Annotated in this window: 18 protein-coding genes; 11 read left to right on the top strand and 7 right to left on the bottom strand. The window is 47.3% G+C overall.

Going from position 1 to position 16,792, the window contains the following annotated elements; translation table 11 throughout:
- Nucleotides 1–236 precede the first annotated feature (236 nt).
- The gene (locus ACINK7_RS22155) at nucleotides 237–842 is read left to right on the top strand and encodes a peroxiredoxin (protein WP_014150373.1); all 606 of its coding nucleotides are present in this window, start codon (nucleotides 237–239) and stop codon (nucleotides 840–842) included.
- 79 nt (nucleotides 843–921) lie between these two features.
- Here the strand turns inward: ACINK7_RS22155 and ACINK7_RS22150 are convergent, their stop codons facing one another.
- Entirely contained in the window at nucleotides 922–1,218 is a 297-nt protein-coding gene (locus ACINK7_RS22150; protein WP_404358781.1) for a hypothetical protein, read from the bottom strand.
- Between the two features lie 267 nt (nucleotides 1,219–1,485).
- On the opposite strand from ACINK7_RS22150, the gene ACINK7_RS22145 reads away from it, so the two are divergent.
- The 4 genes from ACINK7_RS22145 (at nucleotide 1,486) to ACINK7_RS22130 (ending at nucleotide 5,995) form a co-directional block, all read left to right on the top strand.
- Entirely contained in the window at nucleotides 1,486–3,627 is a 2,142-nt protein-coding gene (locus ACINK7_RS22145) for an AsmA family protein (protein ID WP_404358779.1), read from the top strand.
- Nucleotides 3,628–3,960: 333 nt separating this feature from the next.
- Nucleotides 3,961–4,131 (top strand): rubredoxin, encoded by a 171-nt coding sequence (locus ACINK7_RS22140; protein WP_404358777.1) that lies wholly within the window; start codon nucleotides 3,961–3,963, stop codon nucleotides 4,129–4,131.
- Between the two features lie 545 nt (nucleotides 4,132–4,676).
- A complete protein-coding gene (gene mutY / locus ACINK7_RS22135; RefSeq protein ID WP_404358775.1) occupies nucleotides 4,677–5,720 on the top strand; it encodes an A/G-specific adenine glycosylase in 1,044 nt (347 codons plus the stop codon).
- 2 nt (nucleotides 5,721–5,722) lie between these two features.
- Nucleotides 5,723–5,995 (top strand): oxidative damage protection protein, encoded by a 273-nt coding sequence (locus tag ACINK7_RS22130; RefSeq protein ID WP_014150368.1) that lies wholly within the window; start codon nucleotides 5,723–5,725, stop codon nucleotides 5,993–5,995.
- A gap of 275 nt (nucleotides 5,996–6,270) precedes the next feature.
- Here ACINK7_RS22130 and ACINK7_RS22125 read toward each other — a convergent pair whose 3' ends face one another.
- The 3 genes from ACINK7_RS22125 to trxA form a co-directional block, all read right to left on the bottom strand.
- Nucleotides 6,271–6,861: an NAD(P)H-dependent oxidoreductase gene (locus ACINK7_RS22125; protein WP_404358773.1), complete on the bottom strand. Its 591-nt coding sequence runs from the start codon at nucleotides 6,859–6,861 to the stop codon at nucleotides 6,271–6,273.
- Nucleotides 6,862–7,038: 177 nt separating this feature from the next.
- On the bottom strand, nucleotides 7,039–8,295 hold the full coding sequence (gene rho, locus ACINK7_RS22120; RefSeq protein ID WP_125217712.1) for a transcription termination factor Rho: 1,257 nt from the start codon (nucleotides 8,293–8,295) through the stop codon (nucleotides 7,039–7,041).
- A 385-nt stretch (nucleotides 8,296–8,680) separates the two neighbouring features.
- Nucleotides 8,681–9,007, bottom strand: coding sequence for a thioredoxin TrxA (gene trxA / locus ACINK7_RS22115; protein ID WP_341326885.1), 327 nt, complete (start codon nucleotides 9,005–9,007; stop codon nucleotides 8,681–8,683).
- Between the two features lie 93 nt (nucleotides 9,008–9,100).
- On the opposite strand from trxA, the gene ACINK7_RS22110 reads away from it, so the two are divergent.
- The gene (locus tag ACINK7_RS22110; RefSeq protein WP_404358770.1) at nucleotides 9,101–10,417 is read left to right on the top strand and encodes a DEAD/DEAH box helicase; all 1,317 of its coding nucleotides are present in this window, start codon (nucleotides 9,101–9,103) and stop codon (nucleotides 10,415–10,417) included.
- Here ACINK7_RS22110 and yrfG read toward each other — a convergent pair.
- Nucleotides 10,380–11,036, bottom strand: a complete 657-nt coding sequence (yrfG, locus tag ACINK7_RS22105) for a GMP/IMP nucleotidase (RefSeq protein WP_404358769.1) — start codon at nucleotides 11,034–11,036, stop codon at nucleotides 10,380–10,382. The genes ACINK7_RS22110 and yrfG overlap by 38 nt on opposite strands.
- A gap of 167 nt (nucleotides 11,037–11,203) precedes the next feature.
- Here yrfG and nudE point away from each other — a divergent pair, with 167 nt between their 5' ends.
- From nudE to dhaL, 3 genes are all read left to right on the top strand, one after another.
- The gene (nudE, locus tag ACINK7_RS22100) at nucleotides 11,204–11,752 is read left to right on the top strand and encodes an ADP compounds hydrolase NudE (RefSeq protein WP_404358767.1); all 549 of its coding nucleotides are present in this window, start codon (nucleotides 11,204–11,206) and stop codon (nucleotides 11,750–11,752) included.
- A gap of 215 nt (nucleotides 11,753–11,967) precedes the next feature.
- Nucleotides 11,968–12,381: a hypothetical protein gene (locus ACINK7_RS22095; RefSeq protein ID WP_404358765.1), complete on the top strand. Its 414-nt coding sequence runs from the start codon at nucleotides 11,968–11,970 to the stop codon at nucleotides 12,379–12,381.
- A 73-nt stretch (nucleotides 12,382–12,454) separates the two neighbouring features.
- On the top strand, nucleotides 12,455–13,084 hold the full coding sequence (gene dhaL / locus ACINK7_RS22090) for a dihydroxyacetone kinase subunit DhaL (protein ID WP_404358764.1): 630 nt from the start codon (nucleotides 12,455–12,457) through the stop codon (nucleotides 13,082–13,084).
- A gap of 3 nt (nucleotides 13,085–13,087) precedes the next feature.
- Here dhaL and dhaK read toward each other — a convergent pair whose 3' ends face one another.
- Both dhaK and ACINK7_RS22080 read right to left on the bottom strand, forming a co-directional pair.
- Nucleotides 13,088–14,077: a dihydroxyacetone kinase subunit DhaK gene (gene dhaK, locus ACINK7_RS22085; protein ID WP_404358762.1), complete on the bottom strand. Its 990-nt coding sequence runs from the start codon at nucleotides 14,075–14,077 to the stop codon at nucleotides 13,088–13,090.
- 76 nt (nucleotides 14,078–14,153) lie between these two features.
- Entirely contained in the window at nucleotides 14,154–14,972 is an 819-nt protein-coding gene (locus ACINK7_RS22080; RefSeq protein ID WP_404358760.1) for an HAD-IIA family hydrolase, read from the bottom strand.
- A gap of 565 nt (nucleotides 14,973–15,537) precedes the next feature.
- Here ACINK7_RS22080 and hxlA point away from each other — a divergent pair.
- Entirely contained in the window at nucleotides 15,538–16,185 is a 648-nt protein-coding gene (gene hxlA, locus ACINK7_RS22075; RefSeq protein WP_404358756.1) for a 3-hexulose-6-phosphate synthase, read from the top strand.
- A gap of 3 nt (nucleotides 16,186–16,188) precedes the next feature.
- Nucleotides 16,189–16,722, top strand: coding sequence for a 6-phospho-3-hexuloisomerase (gene hxlB, locus ACINK7_RS22070; protein WP_404358754.1), 534 nt, complete (start codon nucleotides 16,189–16,191; stop codon nucleotides 16,720–16,722).
- Nucleotides 16,723–16,792: the final 70 nt, after the last annotated feature.

Here is a 16,792-nt window from a genome sequence, read left to right as displayed (position 1 = left end):
TGCCGCTAATACATCGAGGTTATTCCGCGTGAAGCAGAAAAATATTACAAATTTATGAAAGCCTACTAATGTAAGCCTATGCTTACAAATTATCCTCATTCCCAAAATAAAAGCAAGTTAAAAGTTAGGTAATTGTGACAATTCCCTAGTATTTTGATGTAGAATGCGGCTATGCCACCTCTTGGTGGTTGTCCTCAACTCATAACCTTCTATTTTTAAACACTTGGAGACATTCGATGAGCGTATTAGTAGGTAAACAAGCCCCCGACTTTACTGTTCCTGCCGTATTGGGCAATGGCGAAATAGTCGATGCTTTTAATTTTTCCGAAGCGACAAAAGGAAAATATGCGGTAGTCTTCTTTTACCCGCTGGACTTTACCTTTGTTTGCCCTAGCGAATTGATCGCTCTCGATCATCGCATTGACGAGTTCAAAAGCCGTGGCGTCGAAGTGATTGCCGTTTCAATCGATTCCCACTTTACACATAATGCATGGCGTAATACACCGGTCAACAAAGGCGGTATCGGCCCGGTCCGTTATACAATGGCGGCTGATATTTCACACGGTATCTGTAAAGATTACGATGTTGAAGCTGCAGCACCGGCCGTTGCTTATCGCGGAACTTTCTTGATCGACAAGGACGGCGTGGTTCGTCATCAAGTCGTTAATGATCTGCCTCTGGGCCGTAACATGGATGAATTGATTCGTATGATCGACGCCCTGCAATTCTTTGAGGAAAATGGCGAAGTCTGCCCAGCGGGCTGGAACAAAGGCGATTCGGGTATGAATGCAAGCCCTGAAGGCGTTGCGGATTATCTGGAGAAAAATGCCGACAAGCTCTAATCGAATGATTCGATAGGCTTAAAAAAAAGGCGCATTGCCAAACGGCAATGCGCCTTTTTTTATTTTAATAATCCGCAATTTACTGATTGTTTTGTTTCGATTCGGCCGCATCGACCAGATATTTCTTTCGAATGAACAGTGTGGCAAGTATCGCAAGTAATGCAGGTGTTAAAATGATCACGAACTTCAAGATACCCGAATTTCCTGCAAGCGTATCCAAATGTAAACTTTTAATCGTTAATTTGGCGATCCACCAAGTCAACCAGTAGCCGACTAAACCGGTTACCGCCCAGTTCATCGGGTTTTCACCTAACTTTTTCGCAGTTTGGTAAAACCATACCAGCATAACGATTCCGGCAATTTGAGCAAACAACATTGAGTTACCCTCCCTCTTTTTTTATTAAATCGTGTGCCTGAATGAAATCCCTTTGAGGGATTCATGATGACACGGCGTTTATTTTAATAATGCAATCGATCCATCACGATCTGATTTCGTTAACCCATTCGGAACTTAGGCATCCGGCGGCCTTGCGCAATATTTCGATTGATTTAAGCCGCATAAGCGCTTAACGTAACGAATGGTCTATCATAATAATTCAAATTGAATCGCTAATCACATCTTTATTCACAAAGGAGACTGGCTGTGTTAAAAACCCTGAAAATAGTTTTATCGGTTTTTGCGGCTATTATTTTGCTCATTGTGATTGCAGCAGCGGCTTTGCCGTTATTGTTCAGTCCTAATGATTTCAAGCCGCAAATTGCTTCGGCGGTTAAAGACAAAACCGGCCGTGATTTGACTATCGGGGGCGATATCGAATTATCGATCTTTCCATGGATTGGCGTTACTGCCGAAAAACTGTCTTTAAGCAATGCCGAGGGTTTTCAAGAAATTCCGTTCGCTGAAATCGAAAACGCGCAAATCAGAGCCAAATTACTGCCCTTATTTTCGAAAAAGTTTGAAGTGGATCGCGTCGTCTTGAAAGGCTTGATGTTAAATCTAGAAAAAAACGATGCTGGCGTAAACAATTGGGATGACTTAAAGCGAACAAAACCCGAGGCGCATACCGCAGCAACATCGACCGAGTGGGAAGATGCCGATACTGCCGACACAGACAAAGACGCCGAAGAGTTTAAGACGGTTGCAGGCCTAGCGGTTGCCGGCGTTTCGCTTGAAAACGCTCGGTTGAATTGGCACGACAGGCAAAACGATAAGCGCTTTTCGATCAAGGAGCTGAATCTTACTTCGGGCGACCTGGCTTTTGGCAAGCCCATCGATTTTAAACTTCGATTTATATTGGATCAGCCTGAACAAGAAAGAACCAGTCATTACCAATTGTCCTCTGCCGTGTCGCTTAACGAAAATTTTGATCATTTTCATGTAACTCGATTCGATTTGTCCAGCGAGATTCGAGGAAAAGACATTCCGGGCGGCTCACTGTCGGCAAAAATGGCGGCTCTAGCCGAGCTGAACTTAAATGCACAAACGCTGGAATTAACCAAACTCGATGCCGAATCCGGGCAATTGCATGCGACCGCAACGCTAACCGGCACGAATATCGTCGACGCACCCGTGTTCGAGGGCCCGGTGAGTATTGCCCGCTTTAATCCATCGGCATGGTTAAAGCACGCCGGCATCGACCCTCCTGTTATGCGTGATGCGCAAGCATTGACGTCATTTGGCGCGGATTTCAGATTACAGTTATCTTCCGAGGCGGCGGATATACAAAGCATTAGCATTCAACTCGACGATAGCGCGATTAAAGGTAACGTTCGCGTCGATAATTTCGACGATCCGGCAATCTCATTCAACTTAAACGTCGATAGCTTGAATGCCGATCGATATTTAGCGCCTGAAGACGAATCGGATAAGACAGCGCAACCGATTGCAGGACCTGCGGCGGCCGCCGCTGCGGGCGCTTCGATGATTCCGGTTGAAACCTTGAGAGATTTGAATATCAACGGTTTGTTATCGATCGGCCGGCTCACGATTAGTAATCTATTACTGCACGGAGTCGATCTCAAGTTGGCTGCCAAAGACGGTAAGGTCAATACTGAACAAGGTGTAAAAGCATTGTATCAAGGCTCTTATGAGGGCGCGATGAATCTGGATGTGACCGGCGTGTTGCCGCAATGGAGGCTCAACGAAAAATTCAGCGGGATACAAATTGAACCCTTGTTGAACGATTATGCCGGCAGTGCGAAAATTGCCGGTACATTAACCGCATCGACTAAATTACAAGCAAGCGGCAATGATAGCAAAGCGCTTAAATCTTCGTTGAACGGTCAGGTTGATTTTTTTTTCAAGGACAGCATTATTCGCGGTTTTAATCTGCAACAAATGATCGACGATGCTAAATCGTTGTTAAAAGGCACGCCGGTTCTCCGAGACAATCCCAAAGATCAAACCGCTTTTTCCGAAATCAAGGGTAGTGCGCGAATCGTCAATGGCGTTATTAGCAATAACGATCTTATTGCTACGGCTTCCAAGATCGAAGCCACCGGGAAAGGTACCGCTGATTTGAAATCCGAACGGGTCGATTATCAGGTCAATGCGAAACTGGTACGTAGCAAAGCGGCTGAAAGTACGCTCGACAAAATCAAGGAATTGCCAATCGTCATTAACATCACCGGTAATTTCAAAGATCCGCAATATAAACTCGATATTGCATCCATGCTCAAAGACCAGCAACTTGAAAAGCTCGAGCGCAAAAAAGACAAGTTACTGGACAAGCTCGACAAAAAAGTCGGCCCCGGCGTCTCTGATATATTGAAAAAGTTTTTTTGACGACGTGTAGGGCAATGCCGAAGATTGAGCCGTGAAAGGTATACCTTTCGCACTTCAAATTTCGGCAGTGTCGGAGGAGGCCTCGGGGTGCTCGGTAAAGGCTTTGCCAGCATGGAGCTGGCATAGAGCCTACATGGACGTATTCACCCAGCACCTAAATTCCATAATCGATTGGCTATGGTTAGTTCTCTTGGATAATTTAGGTGCTGGGTTCACGGCGTCCTTTGACGGGCACCCCGAAGCCGAATTTTCATCTACGATGAGTATATAATGCGTTAAATCCATAATCATTAGGGTCATTGAACCCGACCATTACTAAAGGAGGCAGTCACGATGTCCGAATATAGAAAATACCACTGTATGGAATGCGAGCACATTTACGACGAAGCAAAAGGCGATCCGGACAGCGGCATCGCTCCCGGTACCCGCTGGGAAGATATTCCCGACGACTGGGTTTGCCCTATTTGTGGGGCACCGAAAAGCTTTTTCAAGTTGTTGGAATAAACGTCCTTAAATTAGGCTATGTTTGCGTTAGCAGTTGAAATAATTCCCTTTATTGTTGAATAAGCCATTTAGGAAAGAGTCAATGATTGCTATTCAATGCACTGAGTGCGATAGAGGGTACGGTTGCTCGCCTGACAGGACGCCGTGAACCCAGCACCTAAATTATCCAAGAGAACTAACCATAGCCAATCGATTATGGAATTTAGGTGCTGGGTGAATACGTCCATGTAGGCTTGACGGCGGAATCTGATTGCCATGGATGGCATGAATGCAGATTTTGCATTACGCCATGGATGGCGTGTATTAGGGCAATGCAGGAGCAATTGCCGAGGAGCAAAAATCTGCCCTGCCGCCGACACCTGTCAATCGAGCAACCGTACCCTCCTTTCAACCATTGGCGCGATATTGAAAAAAGTAAAGCTATTCAGAATTGTATCCTTGGGTTTCATGTTGGCTTTAAATTCAAAAGTATTAACTATTAACGAGAACATAGCTGTCAAGTTCCGTTAGGTTATACTTCGCGATTTTACTATTTTCTGATTCCAATGACACCGAGCGAATTTCAAGACCGGCTATTGGCATGGTTCGATAAGCACGGACGCCATGACTTGCCTTGGCAAAATCCGGCGTCACCTTACAAAGTTTGGGTTTCCGAAGTCATGTTGCAGCAAACGCAAGTGGCAACCGTAATTCCTTATTTCAATGCATTTATCACTCGCTTTCCCGATATTCAATCTCTCGCAGAGGCTTCGGTTGATACGGTTTTGCAGTATTGGGCGGGTCTTGGTTATTATGCTAGGGGACGCAACTTGCACAAATGCGCGCAAATCATTGCGGGGCGCGATTCGTTTCCTGATAGCTTGGACGAACTGCTCGATTTGCCCGGAATAGGACGCTCGACTGCTGGCGCGATATTGAGCATCGCTTTCAAGAAAAGCCATCCGATTCTGGATGGGAATGTCAAAAGAGTGCTGACCCGCTTCGCTGGTATTAGCGAATGGGCCGGCTCGACAGAAGCCAGTAAGTCGCTCTGGAAACTGAGCGCGTTGTATACGCCGGTCCTTCGTGTCGAAGACTATACTCAGGCGATTATGGATCTAGGCGCTACAATTTGTACCCGTGGCAAGCCTAATTGTACTGTTTGTCCGCTCGTTTCGGCTTGCAGGGCTCATATTGAAAATAAAACGGGGACTATACCGGCTCCGAAACCTGCGCGTAAGCAACCGGTAAAGCAGGTTTATTTTTTATGTTTGATCGCAAACGAGAACAGTATTTTGCTGGAGCAAAGACCGAGTGCCGGAATCTGGGGAGGGTTATGGAGCCTCCCGGAATTCGATACGGTAGAATCGGCGCGCTCGTGGTGTATGATTCGTCATATCGACATCATTAATGAATACACGCTACCTGAAGTGCGTCATACTTTTTCGCATTATCATTTGGATTTTACGCCTCTGCACTTCCAAACCAATAACCCTAATCATTTTGTGATGGAAGCAAACCGTATGCTCTGGTATAAACCTGAGCAATTTTCTTCACTTGCTTTGGCTGCGCCGATCAAGCGGCTGTTGCAACAAATTTATAAGGACTGACTATGACCAGAATCATTCGCTGTGCAAAATTAGGTATCGACGCCGAAGGCCTTGATGCGCCTCCGTTTCCGGGGCCTAAAGGACAGCAAATATTCGATACGATTTCAAAACAAGCTTGGCAGGATTGGCTTAGTTTGCAAACCATGCTGATCAATGAGCATCGTTTGGCCAGTTTCGATCCTAAAGCTAAAAAATTTCTTGAGGAAGAACGGAATAAATTTTTATTCGGTGGCGGGGCTGAAATGCCCGAAGGATACGTGCCTCCAACAAAATAAATCGAAAGCGTATATGTGTTGTAGTCCGTTGGTGTCTCGCAAAGCTGAAGTCAAAAGGGCTGCATCACATTTTGCCAAACCTGAGTTCGGTTTAGGAAACAGCCAATATCAGGCATCTCTTCCAGAAGAGGCCGTGAATACGTCCTTGTCGGCTGCTATCCCTGCCGCCGACACCTGTCAATGGAGCCACTAAACCCCCCTTTCAACAGTTGTCTAACTTATTTCATGCTCGTTCCTAAGTCCGTTAAATCGGCGAGATTAAACGGATTCCACCTTTATCTTCCTTCCTGTCCCAGCTTTTCGAGTCGGCGCAGCCACTTCCGCCTTTTATCGTGACCGATGGCTTCTACCATGCCGATCAGCGTGTCTTTGGTTGGACCGATACCGCAGAAACCCAGTATATTTCTCTCCAGACTTTTCAAGCTATGAGCTAAATAAATGAAGCGGTATACGAAAGCCGGCATGCCCATGGTAACGACTATTCGCGCGCTTCTTCCTGATAGACATTTTTTCCATGGCTTACCTTCTGCAGATTTGGCGGCGGCGAATCCGGGTCTGAATACTTGTTCGAGAAACGCTTTCAGATAGGCGGGCATGCTGCCGAGCCATAATGGGTAGATGATGACGAGATGATCCGCCCATTGAATGATGTCCTGGGCTTGTCGAATCGATTCGCTTATGGTGCCATGTTCGAATTCATGTTGTGTACGGAGAATCGGAAATTCGATTCGGGCAATGTCGATCATTTTGATTTGATGCCCTTCCGAACGGGCTCCGTCGGCATAGGCGTTAGCAAGGGCTCGGCAAAATCGTTGCTCGTCCGGATCGGGATGTCCTTGAATGATCGCAATGCATTTTGCCGTCATAACGTATTTCCAAATTAATCGGATTTCGACCGCACTTCTAAGCTATGGGGTCTCGTCGCTTGATAAAACAAAGGGCCTGTTCGACATTGATAATGTGGGGGTTAACTAGGAGCCAATCCATCAAGCGGTGCCGCGATCCGTCATAAACGTGTTATTTGCGTGCTATTGCGCTAAAAATTAACGCTTCATCGAATCGAAAAATTCGGAATTAGTTTTGAAGTCCTTGAGCTTGCCCAATAAGAACTCGGAAGCCGCCATTTCATCCATCGGTTGTAGAATTTTCCGCAATATCCAAGTTTTTTGCAGTTCTTCAGAGTCGACCAGGTATTCTTCACGACGCGTTCCGGAGCGATTGATATTGATCGCCGGATAAATCCGTTTTTCAGCCAATTTGCGGTCTAGGTGCAATTCCATGTTGCCGGTGCCTTTGAATTCTTCGTAAATTACATCATCCATTCTCGAACCGGTATCGATCAATGCCGTTGCAATGATCGTGAGGCTCCCTCCTTCCTCGATATTTCTTGCGGCACCAAAGAAGCGCTTGGGTTTTTCCAAGGCATTTGCGTCGACACCGCCGGTTAATACCTTACCGGAAGAAGGTACTACGGTATTGTATGCGCGGGCTAATCGAGTAATCGAATCTAACAGGATGACTACATCGTGTTTATGCTCGACTAGTCTTCGCGCTTTTTCGATTACCATATCGGCCACTTGCACATGCCTCGTTGCGGGTTCGTCGAAGGTGCTGGAAATAACCTCGCCGCGTACGCAACGTTCCATTTCGGTTACCTCTTCAGGGCGCTCGTCGATCAATAACACGATCAAATAACATTCGGGGTTTTTTTCGGCGATGGAATGGGCCAAGCTTTGCATGATCATCGTTTTACCGGCTTTCGGCGGTGAAACGATCAAGCCGCGTTGTCCTTTGCCGATCGGTGCTATTAGATCGATAATGCGGCCCGTTAAGTCCTCGCTGGTGCCGTTGCCCTTTTCTAATGTGAAGCGTACGTTCGGAAACAGGGGGGTGAGGTTGGTAAAGAGAATCTTGTTTTTGGTATTTTCGGGCGCTTCGAAGTTAATGTTTTGAACTTTGAGCATCGCGAAGTAACGTTCCGATTCCTTCGGTGGACGAATTTTGCCGCTGACCGTGTCGCCGGTGCGGAGGTTAAAGCGTCTTATTTGGCTGGGTGAAACGTAAATATCGTCGGGGCCGGCTAAATAAGAGCAGCCGGGTGTGCGAAGAAAGCCGAAACCGTCTTGTAAAATTTCCAATACACCATCGCCGTAAATGTCCTCGCCGCTTTTGGCTTGTTTTTTTAAAATGGCGAAGATGAGATCTTGTTTGCGTGTTCTGGCGACATTTTCGAGCCCCAATGACTCCGCAATATCAATAAGTTCGCTGACTTGTTTTAGTTTTAACTCGGTTAGATTCATAGATTAACGGGAACTCGAAGGAATGATAAGCACGGCGAACGGCCGTAAAACAAAGGAATGGTAAAATTTTTGGATTTTACCCATAGACGGGTAAGGAAGATGCCGAAAAAAGCAGCGCGATTATATATCAAAATAGTCGGGGTCGTCCAAATAAATTACGACAACCCCGAGTTCGCTGGAATATTAATGAACGGGTATAAAATAAATTAGACAACTGACGCAGGATTTTTGTTCGTATTCAAGGCGCGTAAACAGGCGTTAATCTATGTAACTGTTTGCGCAAAGCTTCCGCTCCTGCTGACGCTCTTTGCCTACATCCATGTAGCTGACGCAGAAGACGGACAAAAAGACCTGTCGGTTGAATTACTTAATAAAATTCACGTTCCTAAATATTGTTATCGATGAAATCGGCTAGTTGCGATTTAGTCAAGGCGCCAACTTTAGTCGCCTCCACTTCGCCGTCTTTAAACAGCATTAGAGTCGGTATGCCGCGAACGCCGTAATGCTGTGGCGTTTGCGGGTTTTCATCGATATTGAGTTTGACGACAGTCAAGCGACCGGCATATTCCTTGGCGATTTCATCTAGAACCGGTGCGATCATCCGGCAAGGTCCGCACCATTCAGCCCAATAGTCAACTAGCACAGGACCGCCTGCTTTTAGTACGGTTTCGTTAAATTCACCATCAGTTACATGAAGGACTGACTCACTCACGCTATTCTCCAAAATTGCTAAAATTGTGACTATAGGAGTGCCGGCGTTATTTTGTCAATCACTTTCAGCTTTTTTAAGTTATGCTATAGGGCTATGAATACAACGCATCTTACTCAAACCCGATTCAGCAATTTGGAGCTATCCGATTCGATATTGCGCGGACTGACCGAGGCCGGCTTTACGCATTGTACTCCAATTCAGGATCGTTCGTTGCCTTTGTCGTTAAGAGACAAGGATATCGCCGGGCAAGCTCAAACCGGGACCGGCAAAACAGCAACCTTTTTACTGGCTACTTTTCAGCGCTTAATCAACGACGAAAGCGAAAAGATCAAAAATCCCAGGGCGGTTATTTTAGCGCCAACCCGGGAGCTTGCTATTCAGATTCATAAAGATGCCTTATTGTTGGGCAAATATTTAAATCTTAAGCTAGCGCTGATATACGGCGGCACCGATTATAAAAAACAAATGGACACGATCAAGTCCAATGTCGATATTGTCATCGGCACACCGGGTCGTATTATCGACTTTTATCGACAAGGAACTTTTACCTTGGATAACGTGCAAGTAATGGTGCTCGATGAAGCCGATCGGATGTTCGATTTAGGGTTCATCAAGGATATTCGATTTCTGTTAAGAAGGATGCCGCCGGCCGATAAGCGATTGAATATGCTGTTTTCGGCAACTTTATCTTACAAAGTAACTGAGTTGGCTTATGAGCATATGAATCAACCGGTACTCATCAAAATCGAAACGGAAGAAGTCACTTCCAAGGCCATTCGGCAAAGTGCGTTTTGTCCGTCCAACGAACAGAAAATTCCGCTATTGTTGGGTGTACTGAAAAAATATGAGCCGCAACGCAGCATTATTTTCGTCAACACCAAGCGTTGTGCCGAACGGCTTAACGACTATCTGAATGTCAATGGTTTCGTCACCGCTGTTTTGAGCGGCGATGTCCCTCAGGAAAAACGTCAGCGGCTATTGACCGATTTCCAGGAAAACAAAATTAGGCTCATGATCGCGACCGATGTCGCGGCGCGCGGGTTGCATATCGCCGACGTGTCGCATGTGATCAATTACGACCTGCCTCAGGAAGTCGAGGATTATGTCCATCGAATCGGCAGAACCGCACGTTTCGGTGCCAGCGGCGAAGCGATCAGTTTTATTTGCGAGGAATACGCCTATTCGATGCCGGACATCGAAACGTATATCGGTCAAAAAGTGCCGATTCAACCGATAACGGCCGATTTGCTGCCTGAAGTCGTCAAGCCTGAGCGTAAACCTCGGGCGGAGAATGCCACTCGTCATGGCCAAGGCAAGCGTTCGGAAAAACCGAAAAAAAAGCCGGCGCGGCGAAGTAAGTCTGCTCAAGCCGCTACAAACCCTGCATCAGCTCCCGAAAGTCCTCAATAGCCGGAAACTCGTATATCAGTCTTTTCGAACGAGTGCTGTCCGGTTTACTAACCGATATCAAATAATTGATGCCGTATTGCCTGGCCGAATTCAAGACCGCCAGGCTGTCATCGACCAATAGCGTGCGTTGCTTGTCGAACGATTGATGGTTTTCCAGTAAACGCCAGAATCCCGGCTGTTCCTTCGGAAAGCCGAGATCATGTGAGCAGATAATGGCGTCGAAAAACGGCTGCAAACAGGTTTTTTCCATTTTAAGGTCCAAGCTGCTCCTGTGCGCGTTGGTCACCAAAAAAAGATTTTTCGATGATTGCCTAACTTTTTCGAGAAATTCGGTGACATGCGGCAAGACCGCGATCAATCCCGCTATTTCGGCTTTGAGGCCGGCAATATCCAATTCCAAGACTTCGCTCCAATAATCCAGGCAATACCATTCCAACTTGCCTTCCATACTTTTGAAGCGGGGTTCCAATTGATATTTGGCCGTTTCAACCGAGATGCCGGTTTTTTCGGCGAATTTCAACGGCACGAATTCCAGCCAGAAATGATTGTCGAAATTCAAATCCAACAACGTGCCGTCCATGTCCAGTAAGACAGTATCAATTTTTTTCCAATCGATCATTTTTTTCAATTAATCAAAAGAAGTGGGTTATATTTATTATGCCTATCGCACATCAAATTTCGGCGCTTCAATACCTTCTCCCTCCGGGAGACGGCGAGGATGAGGGGATAAAAAACCGAAATTTGATGTGCAAACACTATAATCATCAGTTAAAAATATAGCCAATAATGCGCGAAAAACCGACACTTCTCAATAAAACCGTGATCGCCGAAAGCCGGTTATTCCGTATCGAATCGCTCGACATCGAGTTTAGCAATGGCGAACAACGTAATTTCGAACGCTTGGCCCGAGGAAGGCCTGGAGGTGCGGTGTTAATTGTACCGCTTTTGGATAACGAAACGGTGTTATTGGTTCGGGAATATGCTGCCGGCGTTCATCGTTACGAGTTGGGTTTGCCTAAAGGTAAAACCGACGCCGGAGAAACCTTTATCGAAGCCGCAAACCGTGAGCTCAAGGAGGAAGTCGGTTTTGGGGCTAGAACCCTCTATCATTTGAGTTCGTTTTCAATCGCGCCCGCTTATCTCGAGCACATGACCGAGATTATTATTGCCACGGATCTTTATGAGGAAAAATTGCAGGGCGACGAACCCGAGGAACTCGAAGTCGTGCCCTGGAAAATTGAAGATATTGGAGGGTTGATTGCAACCGGCGAGTGTACCGAAGCCCGGTCGATTGCGGCGTTGTTTATGACATTGAATCATCTTAAGGGTTCGTAATAGACAAGTAACCAAGCTTTTTGACGCGCATGACACCGCGGCGCCGAATTTAGATTAGCAAAAGTTATCAATGCAAGCTTATTGAAAGCTACTGTTGATATAGTCAATTACAAAAGGAATTTCCCAAGTTTATCAATCATCCTATTCTGTCGGGTCGCAAGGCTTTTAGACGGTTTTGGCCGAAGTCTATTACGTTGAATCAGGAGAAAATCGATATGAAAGCATTCAGCACAATCAACTTGTTGATCTTTTTTTCTATAATGTTGTTGAGCGTTAAAATGCCGTTGGAATTGATCCATGCGGTCGTATGGGTCGTTAAACACATCTATGTTTTCATAGAATTTATGTTGGATGAAATCATTTCATTGACATTTGATACCGATCCAAGAACCACCGAGATTATCGTGTTTTATTTGATGTTGGGCATTGGTGCAATCATGGCTGTGGTCATTTTTAGCTATATCGTCGATTTGTGGCGCCAGGCCAAAGAAACCGTTCCTACTTGGTGCTTCGAACAAAAAGCTCAATTGCAAAATACTTGGCAAACATCACCCATGATTAAAAAATCGAAAGTGGTATGCAGTATCGCTTTGGGCGGTTCATTTGCGGTAATGTTGACATTGGGCTGATTAAACGGTACTGGACAGATCGGCTTGTTGAAGGCTATGCTCGAGCCTTCAACACTGTGTCAAGGAGTTTGCCATGTCCTTATTTCCTAAATTATTCCCGGCAATGATCGATGCCGTGGATGCCATCATCAAGCAAAACTCAGAATCAGTCACCGAATTGGATCAAGCAATTGGCGACGGCGATCATGTCACGAATTTACAACGTGGTATTAAGGCCTTAAAAGCAAAAGAAGAGGAAATATCGGCGCTCGATTGGGCCGATGCCTTGCAGAGCATAGGCATGGTATCGATGTCGGCGATCGGAGGTGCGTCGGGGTCTCTTTATGGAACGCTATTCATCGCAATGAGTAAAGCGGCTAAGGGGCAAGAGTTGAGCGTATCGACTTTCGCCGAAGCTTTCGCGCAAGGTGTCGATGCGGTTAAACGGAGAGGCAAGGCCGATGCCGGCGAGAAAACGATGCTCGATGTTTATATACCGGTGGCCGATTACCTGAAACAAGCGGAAGCCAATTCGACCCCATGGTCGGAAATTTTAGAACAGGTTTGTGCTACCGCTAATCAGGGTATGGAGGCGACTCGCGATATGGTGGCGACCAAGGGCCGAGCATCGTTTTTAGGCGAGCGCTCGCGAGGGCATATCGACGCCGGTGCAAAAACCGCGGAACTCATGATTTGCGCGATTGCTTCCGTGTTACCCAAGTAACCTTTACATGGCCCAGCGTAATGCCGCGGTATGGATAGGCGCATCCCATAGCTTCAATAGTTCCTCATCAAGCAAGGTTAAGGTGATGGAACAGCCGGCCATATCAAGTGAAGTCGTATAGTTGCCGACCAGTGAGCGCCGGATATCCACGCCGCGTTTTTGCCAAAACTGGGCCGCTGAGTTGTAAATTAAATGTAGCTCGATCAGCGGCGTGGCTCCAAAGCCGTTGATATGCAACAGTACCGGTTGATTTTTTTTGGGTTTCAGCTCCTCTTCAATCGCTGTCGAGAGCTGTTCGACGATCTCCGTGGCGGATTTGATCGGAATCGTTTCGTGCCCTCTTTCGCCGTGAATACCGACGCCCATTTCAATTTCATCATCGTTGATAGTAAAAGTCGGTTTACCAAGCGCCGGCACGGTGCAGCTCGTCATTGCCACACCCATCGACGCGGTTGCTTCGTTCACTCTTTCACCCAAGGCTTTGCAGGCGGCTAAGTCTTTGCCGTTTTCGGCAGCCGCGCCGACAATTTTTTCGACAATCAGTGTTCCGGCGACGCCCCGTCGTCCGGTGCTGTGATTTTTCGGCAGGGAAACGTCATCATTCACTAAGACAGTCGCATTCGAGCAATCGATCATTTCGGCGGCCATTTCGAAATTCATCACATCACCCGCATAGTTTTTAACAATGAATAATACACCGCCTCCGTTTTCGACCGCTTGCGCCGCTGCCATCATTTGATCCGGTGTCGGCGAAGTGAATATTTGCCCGGGACAAGCCGCATCGAGCATGCCGTGACCGACAAAGCCCGAATGCAAAGGTTCGTGACCGGAGCCGCCGCCGGAGATGAGTGCGACTTTACCGGATTGTGTCGGTGCCAATCGGCTGATGAAATGGGGTTCTTTATTAAAACGGACGATATCAGCATGAGCCATGGCAAAGCCGGACAAGCTTTCGTCGAGCAGAGTATCGACGCTATTGATAAATTTTTTCATGTTCGGAACTCCTATGTGATGATATTAAGGGTAGACCTTGGCAGGCTGCCTGGCAAATCGGTTGTCGATCGGATGATCAAGTTATTTGTAAGGCCTGGGTAATCGCCCGAATATCCTGCATGACCCAAGTAGGCTGGAAATCGGAAACTTTTAAATCTTTTTCGGAAGACACGCCGGTCAAAACCATTAAACTGCGGATATCGGCTCTTACGGCACCGAGAATATCGGTATCGAGCCGGTCGCCTATTGCAATGGTTTTGTTTGTATCGGTGCCAAGCAAGGCCATGGCTTGTCGGTACATGATCGGCTCGGGTTTGCCGATAGTAATCGGCTTAACTCCGGTGGCGGCTTGTAAGGCCGCTAAAATGGCGCCATTGCCGATCGTCATACCCTGTTCGGTCGGTAATGAAGTATCGGCATTGGTGCCGATGAATTTCGCGCCGGCATGGAGTGTGTAAGTAGCGGTGGCCAATTTTTGCCAGGTGAGTGTTCGATCCAGTCCGCAGACCACGATGTCGGCGTTTGTTTGAGTATTAACCGGATCGAAAGTGTCGGTTAAAGTGAATCCCTGTTCGAGAAGCGGTGCGCGCGCCCCTTCTTCCCCAATTACGAAAACGCGACTGGTAGTCGGGTCTACCTCACGCGATAAATAGGAGGCAGTAGCCATTGCCGATGTCAGTATTTGATCGGCGTTTATGAATACCCCCATTCCGGCTAATTTAATGACATATTGTTCGGCAGTGAGTGTTGCGTTGTTAGTCGCTAAAATGAAGCGTAAATGTTTGGCGCGCAATGTCTCAAAAAAATCAATAAGCCCCGGAAGCGGTTGGGAGCCATGCCATAAAACGCCATCCATATCGATGATCAGCGCCTGAATATCGGAAAAAGGTGTCATAAGTTAGTTGTTTTTAGGGTTGATGAATAGAAAAGAAGGAGGCCAATCCTTCGACAAAGCTCATAACTCACGGAAGTTATTTATCGCGAAATCGTAAGGTACATTGAGGCATTAGCAAAGAGCAAGTTTGATTCAAGTAATTGTTTCGTGCATAACTTTTAGCATCCGCTAGTCGTGTTGAGTAGGCGATCTTTGACTCTAGTAATTCCCAGTTTGATCATTTATCGACGGATTTAGGTTGAGAAGTATGCCTGTCGAGAAACGCCGTGTACCCATCCATGGGGGGCTTGACGGCAGTGCTCCCTGCTGCCGACATCCTCGCCAAGCACACTTCTCACCTTTATTGATTTCCAAACTGGGAATTGCTGCTTTGACTTCGCGAAATTGACAACAGCTCGCATTCTGGTTAGAGTTCCCCGTTCAGGGTAAAAAATAGACTCGATTAAAATCGATTTAGGCACCAATTTTCCGCTTTATTAAAGGGAATTATGGTGGTTTAGGGCCTGATCGTTAATTATGATTTTTTCATTAAACAACAATAAACCGTAACTATCGGAGAAGAAACATGGCAAGACCATTAATACAAATGGCGTTGGACTCATTGGATTTCGATCAAACCGTTGCGCTTGCCGAGCAAGTGGCACCGTATGTAGATATTTTTGAGATTGGCACCCCATGCATCAAATACAACGGGGTTGGCTTAGTGAAAGAACTGAGGCAACGTTTCCCAGACCAACTGTTGTTGGTTGACCTGAAAACGATGGATGCCGGCGAATACGAAGCGGCGCCATTCTACGCAGCGGGCGCGGACATCTGCACCGTGTTGGGCGTATCGGGTCTGGCCACTATCGGTGGTGTGATCAAAGCGGCACGCGCGCACAATGCCGAAGTGCAAGTCGACCTGATCAACGTGCCTGACAAAGTTGAATGCGCACGCGAATCTGCGAAACTGGGCGCACAAATCGTCGGTGTACACACGGGCTTGGACGCACAAGCAGCGGGCCAAACGCCATTTGCCGACCTGCAAGCGATTGCCGATCTGGGCCTGAACGTACGCGTATCGGTAGCCGGCGGTATCAAACAAGCGACTGTACAACAAGTGGTTGCCAGCGGCGCGAGCATCATCGTGGTCGGTGCGGCGATTTATGGCGCGCCATCCCCGGCGGAAGCGGCACGCGAAATCCGCCAACTGGTTGATGCAGCGAGTGCATAAGTCATGCATCAGCAACTGATCATTGACAAAATATCCGGCATTCTGGCGGCGACCGACGACAGCTATGATCAAAAACTGACCACCCTACTCGACCAAGCGAAACGCGTGTTCGTATCGGGCGCGGGTCGGTCGGGCTTGATCGGTCGGTTTTTTGCGATGCGCTTGATGCATAGCGGCTACGATGTCAGCGTGGTTGGCGAAATCGTCACGCCGAGCATCAAGGCGGGGGACCTGCTGGTCATTATTTCAGGCTCTGGCGAAACCGAACAATTGATCGCGTTCACCAAGAAAGCGAAAGAAATCGGCGCTAAAATCCTGTTGATCTCGGCGAAAAGCGATTCGACGATAGGCGACCTTGCGGATGCGGTGTTCCAAGTTGGGACATCGGAGCTGTATGGCAAAGTGAAAGGCATGCCGATGGGCACCGTGTTCGAACTATCAACGCTGTTCTTCCTGGAAGCGATCATCTCACATATCATTCATGAGAAAGGCATTCCGGAAGAAGAAATGAGATCGCGGCACGCGAACCTGGAATGATCCGAGGCGGAGCGATCCGCGCCGGAACAAACCGAAAGCCGAACCGAACGAGTGGCGACCTGTCACTCGT

It is taken from the genome of Methylotuvimicrobium sp. KM1, assembly GCF_044788715.1.
Lineage (GTDB): Bacteria > Pseudomonadota > Gammaproteobacteria > Methylococcales > Methylomonadaceae > Methylotuvimicrobium.
This window is presented reverse-complemented; position numbering and strand designations above follow the sequence as displayed.